This is a genomic window from Salinicola halophyticus, from assembly GCF_003206695.1.
Taxonomy (GTDB): domain Bacteria; phylum Pseudomonadota; class Gammaproteobacteria; order Pseudomonadales; family Halomonadaceae; genus Salinicola; species Salinicola halophyticus.
In genome coordinates, this window is sequence record NZ_PZJN01000003.1 from 81,185 (window position 1) to 107,275 (window position 26,091).

The 26,091-nt window shown below is 61.1% G+C and carries 24 protein-coding genes and 1 pseudogene; 18 read left to right on the forward strand and 7 right to left on the reverse strand.

Going from position 1 to position 26,091, the window contains the following annotated elements:
• Window positions 1–70: 70 nt before the first annotated feature.
• Window positions 71–2,131 carry a methionine--tRNA ligase gene (metG, locus tag DOM58_RS02450; RefSeq protein ID WP_110691651.1) on the reverse strand — a complete coding sequence of 687 codons (2,061 nt, stop codon included), beginning with the start codon at window positions 2,129–2,131 and terminating at the stop codon, window positions 71–73.
• A gap of 177 nt (window positions 2,132–2,308) precedes the next feature.
• Window positions 2,309–2,452, reverse strand: coding sequence for a hypothetical protein (locus DOM58_RS17655; RefSeq protein ID WP_188113781.1), 144 nt, complete (start codon window positions 2,450–2,452; stop codon window positions 2,309–2,311).
• Here DOM58_RS17655 and DOM58_RS02455 point away from each other — a divergent pair.
• From DOM58_RS02455 to dcd, 10 genes and pseudogenes are all read left to right on the forward strand, one after another.
• Complete coding sequence (locus DOM58_RS02455; protein ID WP_245392119.1) at window positions 2,444–2,767, forward strand: DoxX family protein; 324 nt, start codon at window positions 2,444–2,446, stop codon at window positions 2,765–2,767. The two genes, DOM58_RS17655 and DOM58_RS02455, sit on opposite strands and share 9 nt — an antisense overlap.
• Window positions 2,768–2,803: 36 nt before the next feature.
• On the forward strand, window positions 2,804–3,121 hold the full coding sequence (locus DOM58_RS02460) for a DUF2845 domain-containing protein (protein WP_223162122.1): 318 nt from the start codon (window positions 2,804–2,806) through the stop codon (window positions 3,119–3,121).
• Window positions 3,122–3,216: 95 nt separating this feature from the next.
• Window positions 3,217–4,146, forward strand: coding sequence for an AEC family transporter (locus DOM58_RS02465; protein WP_075561988.1), 930 nt, complete (start codon window positions 3,217–3,219; stop codon window positions 4,144–4,146).
• A 41-nt stretch (window positions 4,147–4,187) separates the two neighbouring features.
• Complete coding sequence (locus tag DOM58_RS02470) at window positions 4,188–6,575, forward strand: DNA polymerase II (RefSeq protein ID WP_110691653.1); 2,388 nt, start codon at window positions 4,188–4,190, stop codon at window positions 6,573–6,575.
• 168 nt (window positions 6,576–6,743) lie between these two features.
• Window positions 6,744–7,013 (forward strand): hypothetical protein, encoded by a 270-nt coding sequence (locus DOM58_RS02475; RefSeq protein WP_110691654.1) that lies wholly within the window; start codon window positions 6,744–6,746, stop codon window positions 7,011–7,013.
• Between the two features lie 230 nt (window positions 7,014–7,243).
• Complete coding sequence (locus DOM58_RS02480; protein WP_110691655.1) at window positions 7,244–7,972, forward strand: glutathione S-transferase; 729 nt, start codon at window positions 7,244–7,246, stop codon at window positions 7,970–7,972.
• A gap of 104 nt (window positions 7,973–8,076) precedes the next feature.
• The gene (gene luxS, locus DOM58_RS02485; protein WP_075561992.1) at window positions 8,077–8,592 is read left to right on the forward strand and encodes an S-ribosylhomocysteine lyase; all 516 of its coding nucleotides are present in this window, start codon (window positions 8,077–8,079) and stop codon (window positions 8,590–8,592) included.
• Window positions 8,593–8,768: 176 nt separating this feature from the next.
• Window positions 8,769–9,230, forward strand: a complete 462-nt coding sequence (locus DOM58_RS02490) for a tellurite resistance TerB family protein (protein WP_110691656.1) — start codon at window positions 8,769–8,771, stop codon at window positions 9,228–9,230.
• Window positions 9,231–9,420: 190 nt separating this feature from the next.
• Window positions 9,421–10,236, forward strand: a pseudogene (gene apbC, locus DOM58_RS02495) (iron-sulfur cluster carrier protein ApbC); the annotation flags it as partial.
• Window positions 10,237–10,502: 266 nt separating this feature from the next.
• Window positions 10,503–11,069 carry a dCTP deaminase gene (gene dcd, locus DOM58_RS02500; RefSeq protein ID WP_075561995.1) on the forward strand — a complete coding sequence of 189 codons (567 nt, stop codon included), beginning with the start codon at window positions 10,503–10,505 and terminating at the stop codon, window positions 11,067–11,069.
• A gap of 138 nt (window positions 11,070–11,207) precedes the next feature.
• Here the strand turns inward: dcd and DOM58_RS02505 are convergent, their stop codons facing one another.
• From DOM58_RS02505 to purM, 3 genes are all read right to left on the reverse strand, one after another.
• A complete protein-coding gene (locus DOM58_RS02505) occupies window positions 11,208–12,296 on the reverse strand; it encodes an aldo/keto reductase (RefSeq protein ID WP_110691658.1) in 1,089 nt (362 codons plus the stop codon).
• Between the two features lie 196 nt (window positions 12,297–12,492).
• On the reverse strand, window positions 12,493–13,257 hold the full coding sequence (gene purN / locus DOM58_RS02510) for a phosphoribosylglycinamide formyltransferase (protein WP_110691659.1): 765 nt from the start codon (window positions 13,255–13,257) through the stop codon (window positions 12,493–12,495).
• Window positions 13,254–14,348, reverse strand: a complete 1,095-nt coding sequence (purM, locus tag DOM58_RS02515) for a phosphoribosylformylglycinamidine cyclo-ligase (RefSeq protein ID WP_110691660.1) — start codon at window positions 14,346–14,348, stop codon at window positions 13,254–13,256. Before purM ends, purN begins: the two co-directional genes overlap by 4 nt.
• Window positions 14,349–14,452: 104 nt before the next feature.
• Between purM and DOM58_RS02520 the strand changes: the two genes are divergently transcribed.
• The gene (locus DOM58_RS02520; RefSeq protein ID WP_157957477.1) at window positions 14,453–14,704 is read left to right on the forward strand and encodes a hypothetical protein; all 252 of its coding nucleotides are present in this window, start codon (window positions 14,453–14,455) and stop codon (window positions 14,702–14,704) included.
• Complete coding sequence (gene hda, locus DOM58_RS02525) at window positions 14,701–15,402, forward strand: DnaA regulatory inactivator Hda (RefSeq protein WP_075562000.1); 702 nt, start codon at window positions 14,701–14,703, stop codon at window positions 15,400–15,402. The genes DOM58_RS02520 and hda overlap by 4 nt, the downstream gene beginning before the upstream one ends.
• A gap of 54 nt (window positions 15,403–15,456) precedes the next feature.
• On the opposite strand, the gene DOM58_RS02530 is transcribed toward hda, so the two are convergent.
• Window positions 15,457–16,470 carry a LysR substrate-binding domain-containing protein gene (locus DOM58_RS02530; RefSeq protein WP_083627756.1) on the reverse strand — a complete coding sequence of 338 codons (1,014 nt, stop codon included), beginning with the start codon at window positions 16,468–16,470 and terminating at the stop codon, window positions 15,457–15,459.
• A 186-nt stretch (window positions 16,471–16,656) separates the two neighbouring features.
• On the opposite strand from DOM58_RS02530, the gene DOM58_RS02535 reads away from it, so the two are divergent.
• The 6 genes from DOM58_RS02535 to DOM58_RS02560 all read left to right on the forward strand — a co-directional run bounded on the left by DOM58_RS02535 (window position 16,657) and on the right by DOM58_RS02560 (window position 25,439).
• The gene (locus tag DOM58_RS02535) at window positions 16,657–17,913 is read left to right on the forward strand and encodes an aldose epimerase family protein (protein ID WP_245392120.1); all 1,257 of its coding nucleotides are present in this window, start codon (window positions 16,657–16,659) and stop codon (window positions 17,911–17,913) included.
• A 434-nt stretch (window positions 17,914–18,347) separates the two neighbouring features.
• The gene (locus tag DOM58_RS02540) at window positions 18,348–19,292 is read left to right on the forward strand and encodes an arabinose ABC transporter substrate-binding protein (RefSeq protein WP_245392121.1); all 945 of its coding nucleotides are present in this window, start codon (window positions 18,348–18,350) and stop codon (window positions 19,290–19,292) included.
• A gap of 48 nt (window positions 19,293–19,340) precedes the next feature.
• Window positions 19,341–20,834, forward strand: a complete 1,494-nt coding sequence (araG, locus tag DOM58_RS02545; protein WP_110691662.1) for an L-arabinose ABC transporter ATP-binding protein AraG — start codon at window positions 19,341–19,343, stop codon at window positions 20,832–20,834.
• A gap of 68 nt (window positions 20,835–20,902) precedes the next feature.
• Window positions 20,903–21,904, forward strand: a complete 1,002-nt coding sequence (gene araH / locus DOM58_RS02550) for an L-arabinose ABC transporter permease AraH (RefSeq protein ID WP_075562002.1) — start codon at window positions 20,903–20,905, stop codon at window positions 21,902–21,904.
• Window positions 21,905–22,124: 220 nt separating this feature from the next.
• Window positions 22,125–23,525 carry a GntP family permease gene (locus DOM58_RS02555; RefSeq protein ID WP_110691663.1) on the forward strand — a complete coding sequence of 467 codons (1,401 nt, stop codon included), beginning with the start codon at window positions 22,125–22,127 and terminating at the stop codon, window positions 23,523–23,525.
• 120 nt (window positions 23,526–23,645) lie between these two features.
• Window positions 23,646–25,439: an IlvD/Edd family dehydratase gene (locus DOM58_RS02560; protein ID WP_110691664.1), complete on the forward strand. Its 1,794-nt coding sequence runs from the start codon at window positions 23,646–23,648 to the stop codon at window positions 25,437–25,439.
• Between the two features lie 35 nt (window positions 25,440–25,474).
• Here DOM58_RS02560 and DOM58_RS02565 read toward each other — a convergent pair whose 3' ends face one another.
• Window positions 25,475–25,894, reverse strand: coding sequence for a secondary thiamine-phosphate synthase enzyme YjbQ (locus tag DOM58_RS02565; RefSeq protein WP_110691665.1), 420 nt, complete (start codon window positions 25,892–25,894; stop codon window positions 25,475–25,477).
• Window positions 25,895–26,091 lie beyond the last annotated feature (197 nt).

Below are 26,091 nucleotides of genomic sequence, written 5' to 3' on the forward strand. Positions count from 1 at the left end.
CCTGCCATCAGGCCCAAGCAGAACGCGCGACCGGAGCCGCGCGTTCATCGAGTCTGGCGCTGACTGCCGATCAGGTGACTCGCTGGCCGGGCTTGGCGCCGCTGTCCGGCGACATCAGATAGATCCCGCCTTCGTCGCCCGCGGCCAGCACCATGCCTTCCGAGACACCGAAGCGCATCTTGCGCGGCGCCAGGTTGGCGACCATCACCGTGAGCCGGCCTTCTAGCGCTTCCGGCGCATAGGCCTTGCGAATGCCGGAGAACACGGTGCGCGTTTCGCCACCCAAATCCAGCGTCAGTTGGAGCAGCTTGTTGGAGCCTTCGACATACTCGGCCTTCTCGATCTTGGCGATCCGCAGGTCGACCTTGATGAAATCGTCGAACGCGATCTCGTCGCTGATCGGTTCGATGGTGGAGGCGTCGTCACCCGTGGAATCGGCGGGGGCTTTTCCGGTCAATTTCTTCTCCTCCTCGAGCACTTCCTTGGAAGCCTCGATCATCGATTCGATCTTGTCGCTTTCGACGCGAGTCATCAGCGGCTTGAACTTGCCGATAACGTGGCCTTCCAGCACGTGTTGGCGGCTTTCCCAGTCGAGACTGTCGACCTGCAGGAAGACACGCGCCTGCTCGGCCATCGCCGGCACCACCGGCTGCAGGTAGACCATCAGGGTGCGGAATAGGTTGATGCCCACCGAGCAGATATCGATCACTTCCTGCTCGCGACCCTCTTCTTTCGCCAGCACCCACGGCGCCTTGTCGGCAATGTAGGTATTGGCTTCGTCGGCGAGCTCCATCACCTTGCGCATGGCGCGGCCGAACTCGCGCGCCTCGAAGTCGGCGGCGATCTCGTCACCGGCGTAGATGAATCGGGCGACCAGCTCCGGCTCGGCGCAGGTCGAGGAGAGCCGGCCGTCGGCGAGTTTCTTGATGAAGCCGGCGCAGCGGCTGGCAATATTGACCACCTTGCCGACCAGATCCGAATTCACTCGTGCCGTGAAGTCCGCGAGATTGAGGTCGAGATCGTCGACGCCGGAAGTTAGCTTGGCGGCGAAGTAGTAGCGCAAATACTCCGGATTGAGATATTCGGCGTAGGTCTGCGCCTTGATGAAGGTGCCGCGAGATTTGGACATCTTGGCGCCGTTGACGGTCACGAAGCCGTGGCAGTTGACCCCGGTCGGCGTGCGCATGCCGGCACCTTCGAGCATCGCCGGCCAGAACAGCGCATGGAAGTAGACAATGTCCTTGCCGATGAAGTGATAGACCTCGGCGCGGGAATCCGCCTTCCAGTAGCAGTCGAAATTGAGGCCTTCGCGATCGCACAGATTCTGGAAACTGGCCAGATAGCCGATCGGCGCGTCCAGCCAGACGTAGAAATACTTGCCCGGCGCATCGGGGATCTCGAAGCCGAAGTAGGGCGCATCGCGGGAGATGTCCCACTCGTTGAGACCGGCCTCGAACCACTCCTGCAGCTTGTTGGCGATCTGCGGTTGCACGCGACCGGAGCGCGTCCACTGCTTGAGGAACTCCTCGAAGTTCGGCAGCTTGAAGAAGTAGTGGGTCGAAGTGCGCACTTCCGGCGTGGCGCCACTGATCGCCGACACCGGATTGATCAGCTCCGCCGGGGTGTAGGTCCCACCGCACACTTCGCAGTTGTCGCCGTACTGGTCCTCGCTTTTGCACTTGGGGCAGGTGCCCTTGATGAAGCGGTCGGCCAGGAACAGGCCCTTGACCGGATCGTACATCTGCTCGATATCGCGAGTGCTGATGTGACCGGCATCGCGCAGCACGGTATAGATGCGCTCGCTGTGGGCGCGGTTCTCTTCCGAGTGGGTCGAGTGGTAGTTGTCGAAGGCGACGCCGAACCGGGCGAAATCCGCCTGGTGCTCTTCACTGACTTTGGCAATCAGCTGCTCGGAGGTAATGCCTTCCTGCTCGGCACGCAGCATGATCGCGGTACCGTGGGCATCGTCCGCGCAGACATAATAGCACTCGTGGCCGCGGCTCTTCTGGAAACGCACCCAGATATCGGTCTGGATATATTCCAGCAGGTGGCCCAGATGGATCGAGCCGTTGGCATAGGGCAGTGCGCTGGTGACGAGGATCTGGCGCGAAAGCGAGGCGTTGTTCGACATGGCGACTGGAACATTCCCGTAACGAAACCCGAGGCGGCGCGGTATCGAAGGCCCCACGGGATGGATAGGCTGAAAACTTGGTCGACGATTGTAGCACTGATGGCAGTGACTTTGCGCCGGAAAGGGCGCGCCGCCATGAACCCGAGGGCCCGACAGGGAGTCCTGGTCGCGAGTGTTCTATGCTTCTGATGTAGGCTCATTCATTTTCCAATACTGGTGACTTTCATCGCTTCTCATCGTCGTGTCTGGCGCATTGCAGGCCTCTCTCTCGTCTTCATCTGGTTCGCGGTCGGTGGCATCGGCCACTTCGTGATGCTGCATGCATTTGTCTCGATTATTCCACCGGGTTTGCCCTGGCCCGAGGCGGCGGTGCTGATCAGCGGCCTCTTCGAGCTGCTGGGCGCCGTCGGTATCTTGCTTCCACGCTATCGATCGCTGGCGGGATGGGGGCTGGTGGCGCTGACGATCTGCGTGACGCCGGCCAACGTCTACATGTGGCTGCACCCTGAACTATTTCCCATGGTGCCGGAATGGGTGCTGTTGTGGCGATTACCGTTTCAGGTGTTCCTGCTGTTCTGCATCATCGCCTCGACGCAGCGGCGGATTCCTCTGTTGTCGACGCCCGGTCCTTCCTGAAGCGACGCAAAACGTGATGAATCTAGGGAGGGAGGAATGGATTTACCCTGGACTCGCGCAAAGCTTGGGTTGTGGCTGACAGCGTCGGTGTTGATTGGAATGACCGGGTCGGCCCATGCGATGCGCTGTGACAACGGACTCACCGCGGATGGTGATTCGCCCGAGCAGGTCCTGAGCAAATGCGGCACGCCTGCGTCGCGCGTGATCGAACTGCCGCAGAAACGTGGCGGGCATGTCGTCGAGGGTGCGGTCACGGTCGAGCGCTGGGTCTACGGCCCGAGGTCGGGCGCGCGCTACCATCTGCGTTTCGTGGCGGGAAAGCTGGTCGATGAGGCTGTCGAGATCGTGCCTTGACCGTCCTTCAACCAGAGGGAAAGCCAGCTCGCGTCGGTTTCGGGTGTTACAGTTAGCGGCCAAATCACTGCAGTCCGCCGCGTCAGGAGCCCGGGATGGCTGATATCGATCTCTCACAGTCACTGTGGATGCTGCTCATTTTCGTGGCTCTGGGCTGGGTGGCCGGGCGGCTGTTGAAAGTCGACCCGCGACCGATCGCGACCCTGCTCGTCTACATCATTTCGCCGCTGACCTTCTTTCACGGCCTGACCCAGGGGCAGCCCAGCCCCGACAAGCTCGTCCTGACGGGCAGTGTATGGCTGCTGGCAGCGTTTTTGTGCCTGATCGTCAATGTCGTGGCCGCGCGCTTTTTTGCCGATCAGGAGCGGGCGTTACTGGCCTTTTCAGCGGGAACCGGCAATACCGGTTATTTCGGCTTTCCGATCGCGCTGGTACTGCTGCCGCCGGAGGGCGTCACGCTCTATCTCTTCTGCATGCTGGGCATCTCGCTGTACGAATTCACGGTCGGCTTCTACGTCAGTGCCCGCGGACGTTTTTCGGTCAGGGAGAGCCTCGTCAGACTGGCGAAGTTGCCGCTGATCTACGCGTTCCTGGCCGGCATGCTGATCAGCGCACTCGATTGGCACGTTCCCGAGATCGCCGCAGAGGGGCTCGACTACTTCAAGTACTGCTTCACCGTACTGGGCATGATGATCATCGGCATGACCCTGGGGCGGGTCACGTGGCGGGCCTTCGATGGTCGTTTCGTGGCCGGCTGCGTGCTGGTGCGTTTCGTCGTCTGGCCGTTGGCGACGCTGCTGATGGTGATTCTGCTGCGAGCGAGCGTGGGCATTTCGGATTCGCTGGTGCTGGCGTTTCTGCTGATCGGTGCGGTACCGATGGCCGCCAACGTGGTGGTCATTGCCATGGAGCTGGAGATTCGCCCCGAGAAAGGAGCCATCGCGGTTTTGATCACCACCCTGGCCGCGCCCCTGTTGATACCGATCTACCTCGGGTACGTACTGCCCTGGGTGCTCACTTTCTGAAACGAGCGGGATGAGTGTCCACTATCGTGCAAGAGACTTCCGTGGAAAGGAATTTCGTCGAAAGGCAGGGCTTCATCTTGACCCGTCACTGGCAGGACACGCCGGCCGGTACGGATGTCTCACTGTGGCTGGCTACCGACGATGGGCCGCGGCTGGTGCACTTGCCGCCTCAGGTTTCGGTGGCTTTCTTTCCGACAGATCAGCGCGAGGCCGTCGAGCGCCTGATCCGCGCCGAACGCGATGTCGAACTACGTGAGCTGGAGCTGAAGGACTTCGATCAGCGGCCGGTGTCGGGGCTCTATTGTCGGCACCATCGTCAGCTGATGAATCTGGAACGGCGTCTCGGCGATGCCGGCATCGATGTGTTCGAGGCCGATGTGCGGCCGCCGGATCGCTATCTGATGGAACGCTTCATCACCGCCCCGGTCAGGGTCACCGGCCGCGAGATCGAGGACGGTACGATTCTGGACGCCCAGCTGAAGCCGGCGCCGGATTATCGCCCGGCTCTGAAGCTCTGCTCGCTGGATATCGAAACCAGCGAGCGCGGCGAGCTTTATTCGATCGGCCTGCACGGCTGCGGCCAGCGGGTCGTCTACATGCTCGGTCCATCGAAGGGTGGAGCTAGCGAAGCGGATCGCCAGCGCGATTTCGAGCTGATCTACTGCGCGACGCGCGCCGATCTGTTGCATGCGCTCAACGCATGGTTCGCGCGCTTCGATCCCGATGCGATCATCGGCTGGAGCGTGATCCAGTTCGATCTGCGCCAGTTGCAGCGTCACGCCGAACGTTTGAACGTGCCGCTGAATCTAGGAAGAGGTGGCGCACCAGTGGAGTGGCGCGCTCATGGCAACCAGCCTAACCACCATTTCGTCACCATCCCCGGGCGATTGGCAATCGATGGTATCGAAGCACTGCGCTCTGCGACCTGGAGTTTCCCGTCGTTCAGTCTCGAAAACGTGGCGCAGACGCTGCTCGGCGAGGGCAAGGCGATCGACAATCCTTACCAGCGCATGGCGGACATCAACCGCATGTTCGGCGAAGACAAGCCGGCGCTGGCGCGCTACAACCTCAAGGATTGCGAGCTAGTCACGCGGATTTTCGAACATACCCGGATCATGGACTTCCTGCTCGAGCGAGCGAGCGTGACGGGCTTGGCCGCGGATCGTAGCGGCGGCTCGGTCGCGGCGTTTTCGCACCTCTATCTGCCACGCATGCACCGGCTAGGGTTCGTCGCCCCGACATTGGGTGCCCGCGATGGTGACGATAGCCCTGGTGGCTATGTCATGGACTCCCGCCCCGGGCTCTACGACTCAGTGCTAGTGCTCGATTTCAAGAGCCTGTATCCCTCGATCATCCGCACGTTTCTGATCGATCCGGTCGGGTTGATCGAAGGTCTGCGCACGCCGAATGAGGCCCAGTCGGTGCCCGGCTTTCTGGGCGCACGGTTTTCGCGTTCGACCCACGCCTTGCCAGCGATCGTCGAACGGGTGTGGAAAGGGCGCGAGGCGGCCAAGCGCGACGGCAACGCGCCGTTGGCCCAGGCGCTCAAGATCATCATGAATGCGTTCTACGGCGTGCTGGGTTCGCGTGGCTGCCGGTTCTTCGATCCGCGACTGGCGTCGTCGATTACCATGTGTGGTCACGAGATCATGCACCGCACGCGGGAGTTGATCGAAGCTGAAGGTTATACCGTTATCTATGGTGATACCGACTCCACCTTCGTTTGGTTAGGCAGGGAGCATGGCGCGGAGGAAGCGGACGAGATCGGTCAGCGGCTGGTTTCTCTCGTCAACGCCTGGTGGCAGCAGCATCTGCGAGAGACTCTCGATCTGGAGAGCGCCCTGGAGTTGCAGTTCGAAACGCATTTTACCCGCTTTCTGATGCCGACCATCCGCGGTACGGAAGAGGGCAGCAAGAAGCGTTACGCGGGGTCGGTACGCGAAGCGGATGGCAGTGAACGGCTGGTGTTCAAGGGGCTCGAGTCCGTGCGTGGCGACTGGTCGGCACTGGCGAAGACGTTCCAGCGCGAGCTTTATCGCCGGATTTTTGCGGGTGAAGCCTATCGCGACTACGTGTGCGAGACCGTCCGGGATACGCTGGCGGGTGCGCATGACGACGATCTGGTTTACCGCAAGCGATTGCGCCGCAAGCTCGACGATTACCAGCGCAACGTGCCGCCCCACGTTCGCGCCGCGCGACTGGCCGACGACTTCAATCGTCAGATGAAGCGCCCGCTGCAGTACCAGAACGGTGGCTGGATTCGCTACGTGATGACCGTCGCCGGTCCCGAGCCACTGGAAAATCGGCGCTCGGCGATCGATTACCAGCACTACGTCAGCCGCCAGCTGGCACCTGTCGCCGACGGCATTCTGCCGTTCGTGGGCGATGACTTCGCCAGATTGACCGATCAACAACTGGGGTTGTTCTGACACCTGTCTAGGTCGTCAGGACGATGCGGCCGACTTGACTCGAAAAGGCGTTGACGCCCCGTCGAAGCGGTGATATCTAGCCGCTGCCGGCAATCGTGCCGGTGTTGCGCCAGTGCGACCGGCCACGTTCGTGAGCGGTGTCAGGCGCTTTTCGAGGACTTATTCACGATGGCATTGCGCCGTATGCTGATGGTATCTGGTTTGGTCGTGGCGATGGCCGGCTGCGCCTCCAACACTTTTGCGCCCAATTACCAGTCGAACAACACCGATGTTCTGCGTATTGGCGGCGAGCGCCCGGAAGCGGCCGCGCCGGCGGTGGAGAATCTCGGTTCGTTCTGCGTCCAGACCACGCAGCAGTGGAATGATCAGGGTAGAACGCCGGATGACCAGCGGTTGTGGGTGAAAAGCACGCTGCGTCAGGCCGTGGCGTGTCGTTAACCGAGCATCGGTGACCCACGCTTCACGCAAAATGGATCGAGCCGAACCGGCCATTGCCGGTTCGGCTTTTTTACGACCGCTAGGCTCACAAAAGCGGCAATGCGTCGATCCCGGGCGGACTCATCGCCACTCCCGACTGAACTGCTACGCTGAAACGATCAGCAACCATGGCAAGGAACAGCAAGCAGGGAGTCTCCAGGAAGAGTCTCATTCACCCCAGGGAGAGAGCGATGCAATACGAACTTTATTACTGGCCAGGCATTCCCGGCCGCGGGGAATTCGTCCGTCTGGCGCTCGAGGATGCCGGGGCCGAGTATATCGATATCGGTAAAACTTCGGAGAGCAACGGTGGCGGTGCCGGCGCGGTCAGCGAATTTCTTCACGGTGGTGAAATCGGCCAACCACATTTCGCGCCGCCGATACTCAAGGCCGACGAGTTCGTAGTCTCCCACGTTGCCAATATCCTGCAGTTTCTCGGCCCCCGGTTAGGTCTGATACCGGAGGACGAGGGGAGTCGTGTGTGGGCCAACGGTTTGCAGCTGACGCTGACGGATTTCGTCGCCGAAATTCACGATACGCACCATCCGCTCGGTGCCTCGCTCTACTACGAGGATCAGCAGGCGGAAGCGAAGCGACGCGGCGCGATCTTCGTCCAGGAGCGGCTACCCAAGTTCCTCAATTATTTCGAACGGGTGCTGGCCGTCAACGCTGGCAACGAGGCCTACTTGGTGGGTACGGCCCACAGCTACGTGGATCTGTCGCTGTTCCAGGTGGTAACCGGGCTGCGCTACGCCTTCCCCCGCGCCATGGAGCGACTGGAGCCGGAGCTGCCGGAAGTGACGGCGCTGGTCGATCGTGTCAGTCAGCGTGATCGGCTCGCGGCCTATCTGACTTCGGATCGTCGCCTCGACTTCAACGAAGGGGGAATTTTCCGTCACTACCCGGAACTGGACGGGTGACGATACAGAGCGCCTACGGCTTGCTACCAGGAAGCCGGCGGATGACAGTGCCGATTAGCGTGCTAAAGTAGGTACACGTTCGAACATACGAGAAGGAGACGAGCATGCCATTACTCGATAGTTTCATGGTCGACCACACCAAGATGAATGCACCCGCGGTACGCGTCGCCAAGCAGATGAAAACTCCGGCTGGCGATAACATCACCGTCTACGACCTGCGTTTTTGCATTCCCAACGAAGAGATTCTGTCCGAGCGCGGCATCCACACGCTCGAGCATCTGTTCGCCGGGTTCATGCGTCAGCATCTCAACAGCGACGGCGTCGAGATCATCGATATCTCGCCGATGGGTTGCCGTACCGGGTTTTACATGAGCCTGATCGGTCAGGTTGATGAGCAGACCGTGGGCACCGCCTGGAAAGCGGCGATGGAAGACGTGCTGGAACTCACCGATCAGAAGTCGATTCCTGAGCTCAACGTCTACCAGTGTGGCACGGCGGAGATGCATTCGCTGGACGAGGCGCAGCAGATCGCGCGCAACGTCACCACGCGCGGCATCGGCGTCAACTCCAACAGCGAACTCAAGCTGACGCCGGAGTTCCTCGCCGCCCACGGCGCTTGATCACCGGCTTTCTCAGTCGTGAGTAGCCGCTGCTCGCCTGTCGAACCCGCAACCTCGGTTGCGGGTTTTTTCGTTGCAGTGATCCGGTTTCTCGGAACCACTTGACGGAACCTTCAGCGCTTTCGGTGTCGAAACGTTACCCATTTTTTTGCCGTTTACCGCAAGGGGATTTATCCATGCTCGATACCGTTCAGCAGTTCTTCCAGCGTGTTCTGACCGCGCCGGAATCCGGTGACTCTGACGCCGTCACGCCGCAGCTGGCAGTGGCGGCGCTGTTCAGCGAAGTGCTGCGCGCCGATTATGAAGTGGACCCTCAAGAACTGGCCACGCTGCGTCGCATTCTGATGTCCCAGTTCTCGCTGGACGAAGCGGCTGCAAAGGCGTTGATTCAGGAGGCCCAGCAGCAGGTCGAGCAGGCGGTGGACCATTTCCAATACGTTTCTCTGCTCAACGAACGTTACGACTACGATCAGCGCGTCGAGCTGATCGCGGCCATGTGGCGGCTGGCCTACGCCGACCACGAACTCGCCGCGCTCGAGGAACATCGCATCCGGCGCCTGGCTGACCTGCTCTACGTGACCCACAGCGATTTCATTCGTACCAAACTGGCCGTGCAGGACGAACTCGGTCGTCGCTGACCGGCTGAACGCGCTGAGTGCGGTGGACGCGCTGAATGCGGTGGACGCATTAGTGGCCTCGGCGCGCGGGCGGCTCGTTGCGGTCGTTCTGCCGGACATGCGCCTTTCCTGATTTTTTACAGGGGGATTGTCGTTAGGGGTTTGGCGGCGTGGCTCGTTATACTGATTCCAGTCAGTTTTTGAACGTTGCAAGGAGTGGTTCGTGATCGAGGGCATCAAGCATATCGTGGCCGTGGCGTCCGGCAAGGGTGGCGTCGGCAAGTCCACCGTCACCGCCAATCTGGCATTGGCAATGGCGGCGGAAGGGTATCGCGTGGGTCTTCTCGACGCCGATATCTACGGCCCGAGCCAGGCCCGGATGCTCGGCCTGCCGGAGAATACCCGGCCCGAGGTGATCGACGAGAAGAGCATGAAGCCGGTGATGGCGCACGGCATCCAGGCGATGTCGATGGCGTTCATGGTCGATATCAATCAGCCAATGGTGTGGCGTGGGCCGATGGTCTCCGGTGCTTTCCAGCAGCTGCTCAACCAGACGCTGTGGGACGATCTCGATTTTCTGTTCATCGACATGCCGCCGGGCACCGGCGATATCCAGTTGACGCTGGCGCAGAAAGTGCCGGTCGACGGTGCGGTGATCGTCACCACGCCGCAGGACATCGCGCTGCTCGACGCGCGCAAGGGCATCGAGATGTTTCGCAAGGTCAACGTGCCGGTGCTCGGTGTGGTCGAAAACATGAGCCTGCATATCTGCTCGAACTGCGGTCACAGCGAGCCGATCTTCGGTGCCGGTGGCGGCGAGAACATCGCCGAGCAGTACGACACCCAGTTGCTGGGGCAATTGCCGCTGCAACTCTCGATCCGCGAGCAGGCCGATGGCGGCTCGCCCAGTGTCGTCGCCGAACCGGACGGCGAAATCGCCGCCACGTTCCGCGCCATGGCGCGCGCCGTCGCCAGTGGTGTCGCTGAGCAGGATACCGCGGGCCCGTCGATTTCATTCAGCGACTGAACTCGCCCGTCGCGGGCTGTCGTTCGATGCCGGGTTTCGCTCAGAAAGGGGGCCAGAAAGCGCAGAGTGCGGTTCACTCGCCGTATTCTGCGCGGCATTGCCAGCGCAGCCGTGTCACTCGGTTCCTTTTTTCTTTTCCTTCGTGAAATCGGATCGCTATCATGACGCCTCGATCAGATCGACCCGATCAGATCGACCCGATCAGATCACTCCTATCGAATTCGTGGCGTCGAGATGACGTCAGTTTCTGTCTCAAGGACGCCTGCATGAGCATTAAATCCGACAACTGGATTCGCCGGATGGCGGAGCGGGAAGGCATGATCGAGCCGTTCGAAGCCGATCAGGTCCGCCACGTGAACAATCAGCGCGTGATCTCCTACGGAACTTCCAGCTACGGCTACGATGTGCGCTGCGCCGACGAGTTCAAGGTGTTCACCAATATCCACTCGGCGATCGTCGATCCCAAGGCGTTCGACGAGAAGAGCTTTGTCGATATCAAGGGCGACGCCTGCGTGATTCCGCCCAACTCGTTCGCCCTGGCGCGCACCGTGGAATATTTCCGTATTCCGCGCAGCGTTCTGACGATCTGTCTGGGCAAGTCGACCTACGCGCGCTGCGGCATCATCGTCAATGTGACGCCGCTGGAGCCGGAGTGGGAAGGGCACGTGACGCTGGAGTTTTCCAACACCACCAATCTGCCGGCGCGAATCTACGCCAACGAGGGCGTGGCGCAGATGCTGTTTCTGGAATCCGACGAGGTCTGCGACGTCTCCTACAAGGATCGTGGCGGTAAGTACATGGGTCAGCGCGGCGTAACGCTACCGCGCACCTGAAAGAACTACCTGCGTTGACAATACTGCGTCAAAAACGGCCTTAAAGCGCTCATTTACAAACTCGTAAACTGCGCTTTTTCGGCCGTTTTTTCCTTGTCTTGCCTGCCTCGCTTACGTTCTTCGGTAGTTAGTTGATTGTCATGAGGCCGAGCGGTCATCGGTGCGGTTGCTGATGGTTTCGCCGAATCCGTCCAGAAACGGCTTTTCCGCCGGATCCAGACGATCCATTCCGGAAACCACGCGATGCCAGTAAGGATAGAGCGGGGCCGGGCGGGTCAGTTTTTCCAGCCGCTGATGCTCTTCCTGGCTCAGTTTAAGATCGGCAGCCGCCAGATTGTCGCGCAGATGCTCTTCGGTGCGGGCGCCGACGATCAACGAGGTCACGCCCGGGCGATCCTTCAACCAGGCCAGGCAGACGCGCGGGATGGAACAGTCGTGGGCCTCGCCGATGGCGGCCAGGGCCTCGATGATGTCGTAGGCGCGTTCCATGTCGTGAACGTAGGGTTCCGGCCAGCCGTTGCCCTGACGAGTGTCCGGCGGTGTCTTCTGGCCGCGGCGTACCTTGCCGGTCAGGAAACCCTCGCCCAGCGGCCCCCAGATCAGCGACCCCACGTTCTGATCGATCGCCAGCGGCATCAACTCGTATTCCGCCTCGCGGGATTCCGGGGTGTAGTAGATCTGCTGGCTGATCGGTTTGATCATGTTGTGCGTCTCGGCCTTGCCGAGCGTCTTCATCATCTGCCAGCCGGTATAATTGGAGGTACCCCAGTAGCGAACCTTGCCGCTGGCGACCAGTTGGTGCATGGCCTCGAGCGTCTCCTCGATCGGCGTGACGCCGTCCCAGTTGTGCAGCTGGTAGAGATCGATATGATCGGTGCCGAGGCGCTTGAGACTGGCTTCGACGGCACGGATAAGATGGTACCGCGAGGCGCCGGAGGCGTTGGGATCGTCACCCAGCGGGCTTCGACCCTTGGTGGCGAGAATGATGTCGTTGCGTTTATTGCCCAGCGCCTTGCCGGTGATCTCTTCGGCCAGGCCGAGAGAGTAGAGGTCGGCAGTGTCGACCAGATTGACGCCGGCGTCGAAGGCGATGTCCAGCAGCTTCTTGGCGCCCTTGGCGTCGACACTGGCGGCTTTCTCGAAACCGTTGGCGCCACCGAAGGGCACCGTGCCCAGGGTCAGCGTCGATACCATCAGGCCTGAATTGCCTAGCGGACGATAATCCATATCGTTTGTCCTCCTTGCTGATTGAAGCATCGCCGGTAGAGATCATTCGCCCGGCGATGCGTCGGGCGATTACGTGATCTCAGTCTGGCAAAGATTGCGGTCAGGGCAAGTGGAGGACGAGCCTCAGATCAATATCCGAGGCAATAACGAGGCCGGCTATGCTGCCGGCCGAGGGTCTGGATGGAAAGTCTGGATGTCAGCCGTCGAGATCTTTGTCCAGATCTTCATCCAGCTCTTCGGCGGCGTCGGCATGGGACATGCGCAGACCCGTTGCGGGCAGCGGCATGTTGTCCAGCGTCACCTGGCCCTCGGGTGACAATTTGACGCGGCCTTCGAGGAACCAGCGCACGGCGATCGGATAGATCAGGTGCTCACGAGCGTGGACCTTGTCGATCAATTCGTCGATATCTTGATTCGGCTCGACGTTGACCACCGCCTGGATGACCACCGGCCCACCGTCGAGCTCTTCGGTGACGAAATGCACGCTGACGCCGTGTTCCGAGACGTTGTCGGCCAGCGCCCGTCGATGCGTGTCCAAGCCCTGATAGGCAGGCAGTAGCGACGGGTGGACGTTGAGCATGCGCCCCCGATAACGATCGACGAAGGATGGCGTCAGGATGCGCATGAAACCGGCAAGCACCAGCAGGTCGGGTTCATGACGATCGATTACCCGGATCAGTGCGGCATCGAAGGCTTCGCGCGAATCATATTCGCGATGGGGCAGCGCGACGGCGTCGACACCGGCGTCCTTGGCCCGTTTGAGCCCGTAGGCATCGGCCTTGTTGGAAACCACGGCGACGATTTCGCCGCCGCCCAGCTCACCATGTTCCTGGGCGTCGAGCAGCGCCTGCAGGTTACTGCCGTTGCCGGAGATCAGCACCACGACCCGCGGCTTTTCGGCCGTCTCGGCCTCGAAGTCGTTCAGCGTGTCGTGCTGCTGAGAAGGATGGTCGTCGCTCATGTCGGGAGATTCTCCAGCAGGACGGATTCCGTATCGCTTTCGCGAGCGACGATATCGCCCAGGCGATAGACGGTCTCGCCGGCAGCTTCGAGATGCGCGATCGCCTGATCGGTCTGATCGGCAGCGACCACGACCACCATGCCGATGCCGCAGTTGAGTACGCGGTACATTTCGCGCTCTTCGACATTGCCCTGCTGCTGCAGCCAGTCGAATACGGCGGGGCGCTGCCAACTGGTGACGTCGATACGCGCCGCCAGGTTATCGGGCAATACGCGGGGTACGTTTTCGAGCAGCCCGCCGCCGGTGATGTGGGACAGCGCGTGGACATCGACGGTGCTGGACTTGATCAGCGACAGCAGCGACTTGACGTAGATGCGGGTGGGCGCCATCAGCAGGTCGGCCAACGGCTTCCCGTCGAGGTTCTCGTCGAGCTTGGCGCCGCCGACCTCGAGGATCTTGCGAATCAGCGAATAGCCGTTGGAGTGCGGGCCGGAGGAGGCCAGGCCCAGCAGCACGTCGCCTTCAGCGACCTTGCTGCCGTCGAGGATTTCCGACTTCTCGACCACGCCCACGCAGAAACCGGCCAGATCGTAGTCGCTGCCCGCGTACATCCCGGGCATCTCCGCTGTCTCTCCACCGACGAGGGCGCAACCGGCCTGGCTGCAACCCTCGCCGATGCCGGTCACAACGTCGGCGGCGATATCGATATCCAGCTTGCCGGTGGCGTAGTAGTCGAGAAACTGTAGCGGCTCGGCACCGGCGACGACCAGATCGTTGACGCACATGGCGACCAGATCGATGCCGATGGTGTCATGCCGGCTCAGGTCCATGGCCAGACGCAGCTTGGTACCCACGCCATCGGTGCCGGTAACCAGCACCGGCTGGCGATAGCCGCTGGGCAATTCGCACAGCGCACCGAAACCGCCGAGCCCGCCCATCACTTCCGGTCGCGCGGTGCGCTTGGCGACACCCTTGATTCTCTCGATCAGCGCGTTGCCGGCATCGATGTCGACGCCCGCGTCGCGGTAGGTCAGGGAATGGGGGGCTGGCGAACGGGGCGCATTCGGGGTATCGGAAGAGGAGCGCGTCATAGGAGGACCTTTCTCGCGGAGCCAAGGAATAAGGATGATGTTAAGCGGGGCGCATTGTAGCATTGCCTTCATTGAGGGGGCAGCCGATGGGCGACGAGAGCACCATGACAAAACTGCAAATCTGGAGCGTGCTGGGCGTGGCGTTGACGGTCTGGCTGCTGACCGAGGCGGTGCCGAGCGCGTTCAATCGGATGCAGGTGGCGATCTCGGCGCCAATCCAAGCGCTGTCGGTGGCGGTCGGGATCATGGTATTGCTGCGCGGTGTCTACAACCGCTACCGTGGCAGCCAGCTCCACGATCGCTCGCCAGGCGGCGAGCATCCCCTAAACCCGCGTCAGGAGGATGGTTCAACATGAGTCCTGGGCCGTCTCAACTGCCACTCGGCATCGGGCTGCGCGATGACGCCACCTTCGCCAACTACCTGCCGGGTAACAACGCCTCGCTGGTGTCGCATTTGACCGAGCAATTGGAGGAGGGCGGCGAACCTTTTCTCTATCTGTGGGGCGGTGAAGGCGTGGGCTGTAGCCACCTGCTCCAGGCGGCCTGTCACAACGCGGACGCGCAGGGCAAGCGCGCACTCTATCTGCCACTGCAGACGCTGGGGCATTTTCCGCCGGACATCCTTGAAGAGCCGGAGCGCCTGGATCTGCTGGCGATCGACGATCTGCAGCTGGTGACGGGGCGCAAGCGCTGGGAGGAGGCGCTGTTTCACGGCTTCAATCGCCTGCGCGACGCCGGAAAACGCTTGGTGATCGCTGCCGACCGTTCGCCGCGCCAGCTCGAGATCAAGCTGCCGGATCTGGCTTCCCGGCTGAGCTGGGGCATGGTGTTTCACGCCCAGCCGCTCGATGATACGCAGCGTCTGGCCGCGCTTCAGCTGCGAGCGCAAGTCCGGGGTATGGAGCTGCCACCGGAGGTAGGGCGCTATATCCTGCATCGTGGTCCCCGTCAGCTGGACCCGCTGTTCGATCTCCTGCGTCGGCTCGACAGCGCATCGCTATCGGCCAAACGCAGACTGACCATTCCGTTCGTCAAGCAGGCGCTGGAGTGGTAGATGCCCGAGCCGCTTGGGGATTGTGGCAGGTGACAAGCTCAGGGCCCCGCGAGCTTAGAGCGTGATGTCCTTGTAGGCGGGCGGCTCGGTTGGCGTCACCTTCGACTCGAGCGCTCGGCGTTCACGAATCATCTGATGCAGGGTGCTCATCAACTTGGCGGCGCCCGGTGACATGCGACGCTCGCGCAGGCTGATCAGGCCGAATGGCTGGACGCTGAGGGCATCCGTCGACGGCAGAATCACGAAACGCGGCTGCGTGCAGAGGAGTTCGGCGACCTCCCGCGTCGTGACCGTGACCGAATCCGACTTGTCGACCATCGCCAGGGCCATATAGATATCCGGCGTATTGATGATTCGCTGCGGTGGCGCCACCTTGTGATGCAGGAACAGATGCTCGACGCGTTGCCGCATCAGCGCCCCCGGGGGTTGCAATACCCATGGATAATCCAGCATCGCAGTCAGGTCGAACGTCTCCTGCGCTGCGAGAGGATGTCCTGCGCGGCAGACGAAACAGAGCGCCTCCTCTCCGATCTCCTCAAACACGAAGTCGCCGGCCGGCATGCCGCTGGGAATTCGAGCAATGGCGAAATCGAACTCACCGTCGCGTAGCCGCGGCACCAGATTGCGACTGACATCGACATCGATATTGACCTCCAGGTGGGGGCTGTCGCGATGCACGCGTTCCACGGCGCTGGCAAGCAGCGTCACCGCCGGTGCCAGCACGGTACCGATCGAAACCGTTCCGGCATTGCCTTCGCTGAGCGCATTGATCTCCTCGCTGGCCTGCGCGAGCGAGGTCAACATGCCGCGAGCGTGTCGAATCATGCTTTCGCCATACCAGTTGGGCGTCACGCCGCGAGAGTGACGATCGAAAAGCGAGACCCCGAGCAGATGCTCCAGATCTCCCAGCAGCTTGGAGGCCGCCGGTTGACTCATGCCCAGTTTGGTCGCGGCCCGATGGAGATTGCGGCACTCGTCCAGCGCCACGAACAATTGAAGATGGCGAAGCTTGAGCCGGACGCGGAGGAACCAGTCGGGGGACAGCAGATCGGTGGGTTGGGATTTCATGATGTTGTCTCTGGCGAATATTCGACGTTTTTATGAGGCGTGTCGTGCGGTTCTCGTATAGTCAGATCGGTGCCGGCGGTCTACGGTTTAGACGGACGTCATTGGCGGCAACCGATTGGCGCTGACGTCGAGATAAACAGAAATAATAACCAAAACGTATAGCTAAACGAAAAACAGGAGCTTGCGATGACACGCCATGTCTTTTCTTTTCCTCGCTATCTCGGCGTCGGGCTGTTCGGGTTGATGATCGGCCAAGCCTTTTTACAAGCCCAGGCGCAGACGATGCCGATCGATTCATCATCCTCCAGTGCCCTGCCACCGGGCATCGAGCGATCCGCCTTCGGCCAGTTGCCGAATGGACGCGAGGTCGACTGCTATCGCATCACCAACGAAAACGGTATCGAGATGCGGGTCATCAACTACGGTGGCATCATCGTGTCGTTGAAGACCCCTGACCTGCAGGGCCAGATGGATGACATCGTGCTCGGCTTCGACTCGCTCGACGATTATCTCTCGGATGCCTATCGGCGGGCCAACCCCTACTTTGGTGCCTTGATCGGTCGCTACGGCAATCGTATCGCCAATGGCCGTTTCAGCCTCGACGGCGAGACCTACCAGCTGCCGACCAACGATGGTCCCAACACCCTGCACGGCGGCGACGTCGGCTTCAATCAACGCCTATGGCATGCCGAGCCGTTTTCCTCGAGCGAAGGACGCGGGCTCGTACTGACCTACACCAGTGAAGACGGCGAGGAAGGCTTTCCCGGCCGACTCTCGACCCGGGTCAGCTACACGCTGACCAACGATAATGAGCTTGCCATCGACTATCGCGCAAAGACGTCCCGCGCGACGCCGGTCAATCTGACCCAGCACAGCTACTTCAATCTGCAGGGTGAAGGCCATGGCAGCATTCTGAATCATGAGTTGACGATCAATGCGAGCGGATTCACGCCGGTCAACGAAACCTTGATTCCGACCGGCGAGATTGCCGATGTCAGCGGCACACCGTTCGATTTTCGCCGGCCGACCGCGATCGGTGCGCGGATGGGAGAGAAGAATACCCAGCTGGCCTACGGCAAGGGCTACGATCATAACTTCGTGCTGAGCAAGAATCCGGGCGCGGCAGGCCATCTGGCGCTGGCAGCAAGAGTGACCGAGCCGCAAAGCGGCAGAGTGCTCGAAGTCTCTACCACTGAACCGGGGCTGCAGTTCTACTCGGGTAACTTTCTCGATGGCAGCCTGACCGGCAAGAGCGGCCGCGCTTATACCCATCGCTCGGGGCTCGCGCTGGAGACCCAGCATTTTCCCGATTCTCCCAATCAATCCAATTTTCCGTCGACGATCCTGAAGCCAGACGAGACCTATCACTCGCGGACCGTTTATCGCTTCTCGACCACACAGTCGGAGGGCCAATCACGTTCCACCCAGCTCCACTCCTCATAGATCGCACGACTGAGCCCGTCGCGTATTGGTTCGCCACGAATTAGGTCGCCACGGGCATCCCGATGGCAGGCTTCGATGCCGCTCCCGTCAATCGCCTTGTCCAAGGCACGCTCAGGGCCGCCACCATGGCGGCCCTGATGGTTATGAAACGCCTGTTTTAACCAAAGTCTTAAAACGACTTTAGTCGTGGCGGGGCGTTGTCTCCGGGAGGCGATGCCCGCCTGCTGGTTATCTCCGTGATTTGCTGATAGCAAATCATGTATCGCTTTGTGTGAGTGTGCGTATTAGTCGGTTATTGGCTTACGGCTTACTGTCATTTCTGCCGTGACGTGACACGGGCTATCTAATAACAACCCCAATGCCCCCGATGGGGCTGGAGGCCGCCAGTGATTCGCTTTGTTAAATCATCGTTACTCGTACTCGGTGTATCGAGCTTGGTTTTGGGTTCCGCGCCACTTTACGCCCAGGATGACGTCAAGATCGGTTTCATCGTCAAGAAGCCGGAGCAGGCGTGGTTCATCAATGAGCAGGATGCCGCGAGCGCACTCGGAAAGCAGAAGGGGTTCGAGGTGGTGCGTCTCTCCGGTGAAGACGGTCAGCAGGTGCTCAGCGCGATCGACAACCTGAATTCCCAGGGCGCCCAGGGCTTCGTGATCTGTCCGCCGGACGTTCGTCTGGGGCCGGCGATCGCCAATCGTGCCAAGCAGTATGGGATGAAGGTGGTAACCGTCGATGACCAGTTCCTCGGCGCAGATGGCAAGCCGATGGACTCCGTGCCACATCTTGGCATGTCGGGTTACAAGATCGGGCAGCAGGTCGGTGAAACGATCGCCAAGGAGATGAAGGCTCGAGGTTGGGATCCACAGAGCGTAGCGGCGTTGCGCATCAGCAACAACGAACTGCCGACCGCCAAGGAGCGCACCGACGGCGCCACCGATGCTCTCTTGGATGCCGGGTTCGTCAAGGACAATATCTTCGACGCTCCACAGCAGAATACCGACACTAGCAGCGCGTTCGCGGCGGCATCACCGGTGTTGTCGAAAAATGGTGATTTCGAACACTGGGTCATCTACGCGCTGAATGAAGAGAGCGTGTTGGGAGGCGTTCGTGCCAGCGAGCAGTACGGTCTGGCCCCGGACCAGGTCATCGGCGTAGGTATCAATGGCTCGGGCGCGGCGTTTGCCGAGTTCTCGCGCGAGAAAGCGACCGGTTTCTACGGCACGATCGCCGTCAGTTCGACCATGCACGGCCGCCAGAGTGCCGACAATCTCTACACCTGGATCACCGAAGACAAGGAGCCGCCTGCCAACACGCAAACGACAGGCACGCTGATGACGCGCGACAACTGGGAACAGGTTCGCAAAGATCTGGGGCTTTGAATCCTGGCAGCCGTGGTATCGGATCCGTGAGGGATTGAGGAGAGCGGGATGGCGGAACCTTATCTGCGTGTCGACGGCATTACCGTTGAGTTCCCTGGCGTTCGCGCGCTGGATGGCGTCAGCTTTTCGGCGCGAGGCGGGGAAGTCCATGCCTTGATGGGCGAAAACGGCGCCGGCAAGTCGACACTCTTGAAGGTATTGAGCGGTGTCAATCGGGTGACCAGTGGACAGCTGTGGATCGGTGACGAGCCGATCGTTTTCGCCAATTCCCGCGAGGCGTTGCGTCAGGGTATCGCGATCATCTACCAGGAATTGACGCTATCGCCCAATCTCTCGGTGGCCGAAAACCTGCTGTTGGGGCAACTGCCGGTCAAGCATGGCTTCCTCGATCGGCGTCGGCTGCGCGAGCGTGCGACGACGATTCTGGAGGAACTGGGTGAGGGAGATATTCATCCCTCGACCAAGGTGCGGGATCTATCGATCGGCCAGCAGCAGATGATCGAGATCGGGCGAGCGCTGTTGCGCGACGCCCGGATCATTGCCTTCGACGAACCCACCAGCTCGCTCTCGGTTCAGGAAATTCGGCATCTCAAGCGGATCGTCTCGCGGCTTCGCGACGAGGGACGAGTCGTGCTCTATGTGACCCATCGCATGGAGGAGGTGTTCGAGATGTGCGATGCGGTGACCGTGTTTCGTGACGGTCGCCACATTCGCACCCACGACACCCTGGAGGGGCTCGATCACGACATCCTCGTCAGCGAGATGGTGGGGCGCGAGATCGAGGACGTCTACGGATATCGGTCGCGCCAGCACGGCGAAGTGCTGATGCGGCTGGAGGGTATCGAGGGGCGCGGCGTCAGCGCGCCGGTCAGCCTCGAAATACGTCGTGGCGAGGTGCTGGGATTATTCGGTCTGGTCGGCGCCGGACGTAGCGAACTGATGCGCCTGGTGTGCGGCGTCGAGCGAGCCACCGCCGGTCAGGTAACCTTCGATGGCACGCCGCGCCGATTCGGCTCTCCTCAAGCGGCAATCCGTGCTGGCATCGCGATGTGTCCGGAAGATCGCAAGTCGCAGGGAATTTTCCCGGTGGCCAGTGTCTCGGACAACCTCAATATCAGCTGTCGTCGTTTCTTCAAGCGCTGGGGCGGCTTCCGCAACCCGCGACGTGAAACTCAGAATACCGAGGAGTACATCCGCCAGTTGCGAATCCGGACGCCGGGGCCGAAAACGCCGATCGCCAACCTGTCCGGCGGCAATCAGCAGAAGGTGATTCTGGCCCGCTGGCTGTCGGAGGAGATCGACCTGTTCGTGATGGATGAGCCGACACGGGGCATCGATGTCGGCGCACGTCGGGATATCTATTCGTTGCTTTACGACCTTGCCGAGCAGGGGAAAGGGGTCCTCATTATCTCCAGCGACCTGGCTGAGGTCAGTTCGATCTGCGATCGCATCGGCGTGATGCGAGACGGCGAGCTGATCGACATCGTGTCTCGGGACGCCGCCACGCCCGAGCGATTGCTGGGGCTTGCACTGCCGGCCTAATACGGCTCCAACATCAATTTCGGCATCGACTGTTACAACAGCTGTGAATCGCGAGAGGGTTCAGAATCATGAATGACAAAGTTGCCACGCCGACGGCAGTGCCGGCCGAGGAACGTCGAGGGCTCCCCAAGCCGTTACGGACGCTGCTCGACACTTCCGGCCTGATTGCCGTTTTCATCTTGCTGTTCATCGGTCTTGCCGTGATGGTGCCGTCGTTTTTGACCGAACGTAACATTGTCGGCTTGCTGCTGTCGGTGACGCTGATCGGCACCATTGCCACCACCATGATGATGGTGCTGGCATTGGGAGAGGTCGATCTGTCGGTGGCGTCCATCGTCGCCTTTTCCGGTGTCGTTGCCGCCATGGTCACCTCGACCAGCGGCAGCGTGATGATCGGCGTGCTGGTGGGGGTTGCGGCTGGCGCGGCGGTGGGAGCCTTCAATGGATTCGTGGTTGCCCGTTTCGGGATCAACTCGCTGATCGCGACATTGGCCGCGATGGAGTTCGTCCGGGGGCTGGCCTATATCACCTCCGGTGGTGACGCAGTGATGATCACCGTGCCGGGATTCTTCGATCTGGGTAGCGCCGCATTTCTGGGGCTGACGCTGCCGGTTTGGACGATGATCGCCTGCTTCCTGATATTCGGCGTCGTGCTCAACATGACCGCTTTTGGCCGCAACACGCTCGCGACCGGGGGAAACTCGGAAGCGGCCAGCCTGGCGGGGGTCAATGTCCGTCGCCTGAAGATCATGGTCTTCGCGCTGCAGGGTCTGGTCGCCGGTATCGCCGGGGTACTGCTGACCTCGCGCATGGGGTTGGGCGACCCCAATACGTCTCAGGGACTGGAGCTGGCCGTCATTTCGGCCTGCGTACTGGGCGGCGTGTCGCTTTCCGGCGGGGTCGCATCGATCACCGGGGTGCTGGTCGGGGTGCTGATCATGGGCTGCGTACAGAACGCCATGGGGCTGCTCAACGTCCCCACGTTCTATCAATACCTGGTGCGTGGGGCGATCCTGCTGCTCGCGGTCATGTTCGATCGCTGGAAGCAGACCCGTCGGGCGGGCGGTTGACGTCACCGAAAGCCGGCATTTTTCAACTTTGGTCGGGTAGCGGATTACGCCGTGGATGACAGAGACGTGACTCGCTGCACGGTGCGCCGTCACCGATACTCGTATTGGCATCGATCGGCACTAGAATTGGCATTATGTGGTTATTGGTGTTGGCGCTAACGTAGCGACACCCCACGGCAGCTAGTCAAGTCGAAGCCGTGGCGGCCGTCAGGAGGACGCCATGCAAGACACCACACAAGCGGCAACCGGTCTCTCGACATTGGGATTGATGGGGATTGCCGCCGCCGCTATCGCGATTCTACTGGTTCTGATCATCAGGATCCGATTGCATCCGTTCTTTGCGCTGGTGATCGTCAGCATCGGCACCGCGCTGGCCACCGGCATTTCGGTGGCCGACCTGCTGCCGACATTACTGGGCGGCTTCGGCAAAACGCTGGGCAACGTCGCTTTGCTGATCGGTTTCGGGGCGGTGCTGGGAAGACTGGTCGCCGTTTCGGGCGGGGCACGCGTACTGGCCGATACGTTGATTCACTTCTTTGGCAGCAAGCGAGCACCGTTGGGACTGTCGATCGCCTGTCTGCTGTTCGGTTTTCCGATTTTTCTGGACGCCGCCTTCGTGGTGATGCTGCCGGTGATCTACTCGGTGGCGCGCGAACTCAAGGCGTCGTTGCTGCTCTACGGTCTGCCGGCTGCCGGTGCGTTTCTGGTCATGCACGCCTTGATGCCTCCGCACCCGGGCCCGGTGGCGGCCGCGGTCTTCCTGCATGCCGACATCGGCCAGGTGCTGTTCGTGGCGCTGCTGGTGGGGCTGCCGACATGGTACGTAATGGGCTACCGGCTGTCGCTGATACTGGCCAAGCGGTCACCGTTTCAGCCGGTACCGAACCTGATGGGGGATGAAAGCGAGGAGGTCCCGCCCGAGAAACGCCCGGCGTTCGGTACGGTTCTATTGGTGCTATTGCTGCCGCTGGTGTTGATCTTTCTCAACACGGGGCTATCCACGCTGGGCCAGAGTGGGGCCATCGACGGCGACAATCCACTGGTCGCCGCGCTGATGGTGATCGGCGAGACGCCGATTGCTCTGTTGATCAGCACCTGTATTGCCATGTGGCTGCTGGTCATCCGCCGCGGTGAGCGCGGGGCGATGGATTCCATCAACGAGATCGTCGAACAGGCGTTGTCTCCCGTCTGCAGCATCATTCTGATCACGGGTGCCGGCGGCATGTTCGGCGGTGTGCTGACGGCCAGCGGCATCGGCGATGCGCTGGCAGACAGTCTGCAGGCGTTCGGACTCCCGGTGATCCTGGCCGGCTATGTGATCGCCTCGGTGATTCGCGTGGCTCAGGGCTCGGCTACGGTTGCCGGTACCACGGCAGCCGGCATCATGGCCCCGGTGGTGCTGGGAGATCCGTCGCTTGCCGGGTTGCCGGCAGCCTGCATTACCGTGGCTATCGTGGCGGGTGCCATCGGCTATTCCCACGTCAACGATTCCGGTTTCTGGCTGGTGGGTCGATTCCTCGGTGTCGATACCAAGACCATGCTCAAGACCTGGACGGTGATCTCCATCGGTATCTCGCTGATGGCGTCTGGCCTGGCGTGGTTGGTGTTTTCCCTATTGTGATTATCGAGAGTGACTGTCGATGGTGCCGAGTAGATGGCGAAAGGCGAAGGCAACTTTCGATGACACGTTTGATGACTGCCGTGACCGCCACCGTGATGACGGTGGCTCAAGGAGAAAAAGATGAGTGATTCATCGGACAAGTCCCGACAAGCCGAGCCCCAAGGATCTGAGCCCCAGAAGAAACGCCAGCTGCGTTCCGCCGAATGGTTCGGCTCCGCCGACAAGAACGGCTTCATGTACCGCAGCTGGATGAAGAACCAGGGTATTCCCGACCATGAGTTCCAGGGCAAGCCGATCATCGGCATCTGCAATACCTGGTCGGAGCTGACGCCGTGCAACGCGCATTTCCGCAAGCTGGCGGAACACGTCAAGAAAGGCGTGCTCGAAGCTGGCGGCTATCCGGTGGAGTTTCCGGTGTTCTCCAACGGCGAGTCCAACTTGCGGCCGACGGCGATGTTCACCCGCAACCTGGCCAGCATGGATGTCGAGGAGGCCATCCGCGGCAACCCCATGGACGCCGTGGTACTGCTGGTGGGCTGTGACAAGACGACACCGGCGCTGTTGATGGGCGCGGCGAGCTGTGACATCCCGACGATCGTGGTGACCGGCGGGCCGATGCTCAACGGCAAGCACGAAGGCAAGGACATCGGCTCCGGTACTGTGGTGTGGAAACTCTCGGAAGAGGTCAAGGCCGGCAAGATATCGATCCACGACTTCATGGCCGCCGAGGCCGGGATGTCGCGCTCCGCCGGTACCTGCAACACCATGGGAACCGCCTCGACCATGGCCTGCATGGCTGAATCGCTGGGCACCTCGTTACCCCACAACGCGGCGATTCCGGCGGTCGATTCGCGCCGCTATGTCCTGGCGCATCTCTCCGGCAACCGTATTGTCGAGATGGTCCAAGAGGACCTCAAGCTCTCCAAGGTGCTCACCAAGCAAGCCTTCGAGAACGCCATTCGCACCAACGCCGCGATCGGCGGCTCGACCAACGCCGTCATTCACCTGAAGGCGATCGCCGGACGCATTGGTGTCGACTTGCCATTGGACGACTGGACTCGGGTTGGCCGAGGCACGCCGACCATCGTCGATCTGCAGCCCTCCGGGCGCTTCTTGATGGAAGAGTTCTACTATGCCGGTGGTCTGCCCGCCGTATTGCGTCGATTGGGCGAAGCCGATCGGTTGCCGCACAAGGATGCGTTGACCGTCAACGGCAAGACGATCTGGGAAAACGTGCAGGACGCTCCGCACTATAACGACGAGGTGATCCGGCCGCTGGATAACCCGTTGCGCGAGGACGGCGGGATGTGCGTGCTACGCGGCAATCTGGCGCCCAACGGGGCGGTGCTCAAACCGTCGGCGGCGAGTCCCGAATTGATGAAGCATCGCGGCCGCGCGGTGGTGTTCGAGAATTTCGACGACTACAAGGCGCGGATCAACGACCCCGATCTCGAAGTGGATGCCAACGATATCCTGGTGCTGAAGCACTGCGGGCCGCGTGGCTATCACGGCATGGCCGAGGTCGGCAACATGGGTCTGCCGCCGAAGATTCTCGAGCAGGGCATTACCGACATGGTGCGCATCTCCGACGCCCGCATGAGCGGCACCGCCTACGGTACGGTGGTATTGCACGTGGCGCCGGAAGCCGCTGCCGGTGGTCCATTGGCCGCGGTTCACAACGGTGACTGGATCTCACTCGACTGCGACAACGGTGCGCTCGAGCTGGAAGTCGACGATGCCGAAATCGCCCGTCGTCTGGCCGAGGTCGATCCGATGGCGGCCTCAAACCAGATCGCCAGCACCGGCGGCTATCGTCAGCTCTATATCGAGCGCGTGCTGCAGGCCGACGAGGGCTGCGACTTCGACTTCCTGCGCGGTTGCCGAGGGAGTGAAGTGCCGCGTCATTCGCACTGAGGTGTCAGCGAGGCGGCCTCAGTGAGAGACGTTCGTCATTCACCCATCAATGTGGCGGTGACCTTCCGGGTACCGCCATGTTGGCGGTGCTCGCCCAGCCAGATGCCTTGCCAGGTGCCGGTAAGCAGTCGCCCGTTGTCGATGGCGACGGTCAGCTCGGTTCCGAACAGACTGGCAAGAACATGGGCGGGCATGTCATCGGGGCCCTCGAGCGTATGCCGCATGCCGGACAGATTTTCCGGCGCCAGTTTGCTGGCGAACAGGGCCATGTCGTGGCGTACGTCCGGATCGGCGTTTTCGTTGAGTGTCAGTGATGCGGAAGTGTGCATCAGTTGAAGATGTAGCAGGCCGGTTCGGATCTCGTTGATGCCGGCAAGGGCGCCGATGATCTCGTCGGTGACCAGATGAAAGCCGCGTGAGCGGGGTTTGAGTGAAAACTGGTGGCGGTGCCACATGACGCGGGCTCCTTCAGGAATCTGTGCATGTCGCGTTTATCGTAGATGACGGCTGCGGCACTGTCTTTTTGTAGTTCCCTTTTCCTGTGGTTCTCTTTTCCTGTAGCTCCCTTTTCCTGCAATTCCGAATTGATGACGGTGAATAGGTAGGGAGAGACCAAAGTCGCAGTCCCTGCGTCGTTGTTTGCGCATAGGCT

Coding starts and splice junctions, on each gene's coding strand:
- metG (WP_110691651.1), bottom strand. CDS start 2,131: ATGTCGAACAACGCCTCGCTTTCGCGCCAGATCCTCGTCACCAGCGCA.
- DOM58_RS02455 (WP_245392119.1), top strand. CDS start 2,444: ATGCTGCATGCATTTGTCTCGATTATTCCACCGGGTTTGCCCTGGCCC.
- DOM58_RS17655 (WP_188113781.1), bottom strand. CDS start 2,452: ATGCAGCATCACGAAGTGGCCGATGCCACCGACCGCGAACCAGATGAA.
- DOM58_RS02460 (WP_223162122.1), top strand. CDS start 2,804: ATGGATTTACCCTGGACTCGCGCAAAGCTTGGGTTGTGGCTGACAGCG.
- DOM58_RS02465 (WP_075561988.1), top strand. CDS start 3,217: ATGGCTGATATCGATCTCTCACAGTCACTGTGGATGCTGCTCATTTTC.
- DOM58_RS02475 (WP_110691654.1), top strand. CDS start 6,744: ATGGCATTGCGCCGTATGCTGATGGTATCTGGTTTGGTCGTGGCGATG.
- DOM58_RS02480 (WP_110691655.1), top strand. CDS start 7,244: ATGCAATACGAACTTTATTACTGGCCAGGCATTCCCGGCCGCGGGGAA.
- luxS (WP_075561992.1), top strand. CDS start 8,077: ATGCCATTACTCGATAGTTTCATGGTCGACCACACCAAGATGAATGCA.
- DOM58_RS02490 (WP_110691656.1), top strand. CDS start 8,769: ATGCTCGATACCGTTCAGCAGTTCTTCCAGCGTGTTCTGACCGCGCCG.
- dcd (WP_075561995.1), top strand. CDS start 10,503: ATGAGCATTAAATCCGACAACTGGATTCGCCGGATGGCGGAGCGGGAA.
- DOM58_RS02505 (WP_110691658.1), bottom strand. CDS start 12,296: ATGGATTATCGTCCGCTAGGCAATTCAGGCCTGATGGTATCGACGCTG.
- purN (WP_110691659.1), bottom strand. CDS start 13,257: ATGAGCGACGACCATCCTTCTCAGCAGCACGACACGCTGAACGACTTC.
- purM (WP_110691660.1), bottom strand. CDS start 14,348: ATGACGCGCTCCTCTTCCGATACCCCGAATGCGCCCCGTTCGCCAGCC.
- DOM58_RS02520 (WP_157957477.1), top strand. CDS start 14,453: ATGACAAAACTGCAAATCTGGAGCGTGCTGGGCGTGGCGTTGACGGTC.
- hda (WP_075562000.1), top strand. CDS start 14,701: ATGAGTCCTGGGCCGTCTCAACTGCCACTCGGCATCGGGCTGCGCGAT.
- DOM58_RS02530 (WP_083627756.1), bottom strand. CDS start 16,470: ATGAAATCCCAACCCACCGATCTGCTGTCCCCCGACTGGTTCCTCCGC.
- DOM58_RS02535 (WP_245392120.1), top strand. CDS start 16,657: ATGACACGCCATGTCTTTTCTTTTCCTCGCTATCTCGGCGTCGGGCTG.
- araG (WP_110691662.1), top strand. CDS start 19,341: ATGGCGGAACCTTATCTGCGTGTCGACGGCATTACCGTTGAGTTCCCT.
- araH (WP_075562002.1), top strand. CDS start 20,903: ATGAATGACAAAGTTGCCACGCCGACGGCAGTGCCGGCCGAGGAACGT.
- DOM58_RS02555 (WP_110691663.1), top strand. CDS start 22,125: ATGCAAGACACCACACAAGCGGCAACCGGTCTCTCGACATTGGGATTG.
- DOM58_RS02560 (WP_110691664.1), top strand. CDS start 23,646: ATGAGTGATTCATCGGACAAGTCCCGACAAGCCGAGCCCCAAGGATCT.
- DOM58_RS02565 (WP_110691665.1), bottom strand. CDS start 25,894: ATGTGGCACCGCCACCAGTTTTCACTCAAACCCCGCTCACGCGGCTTT.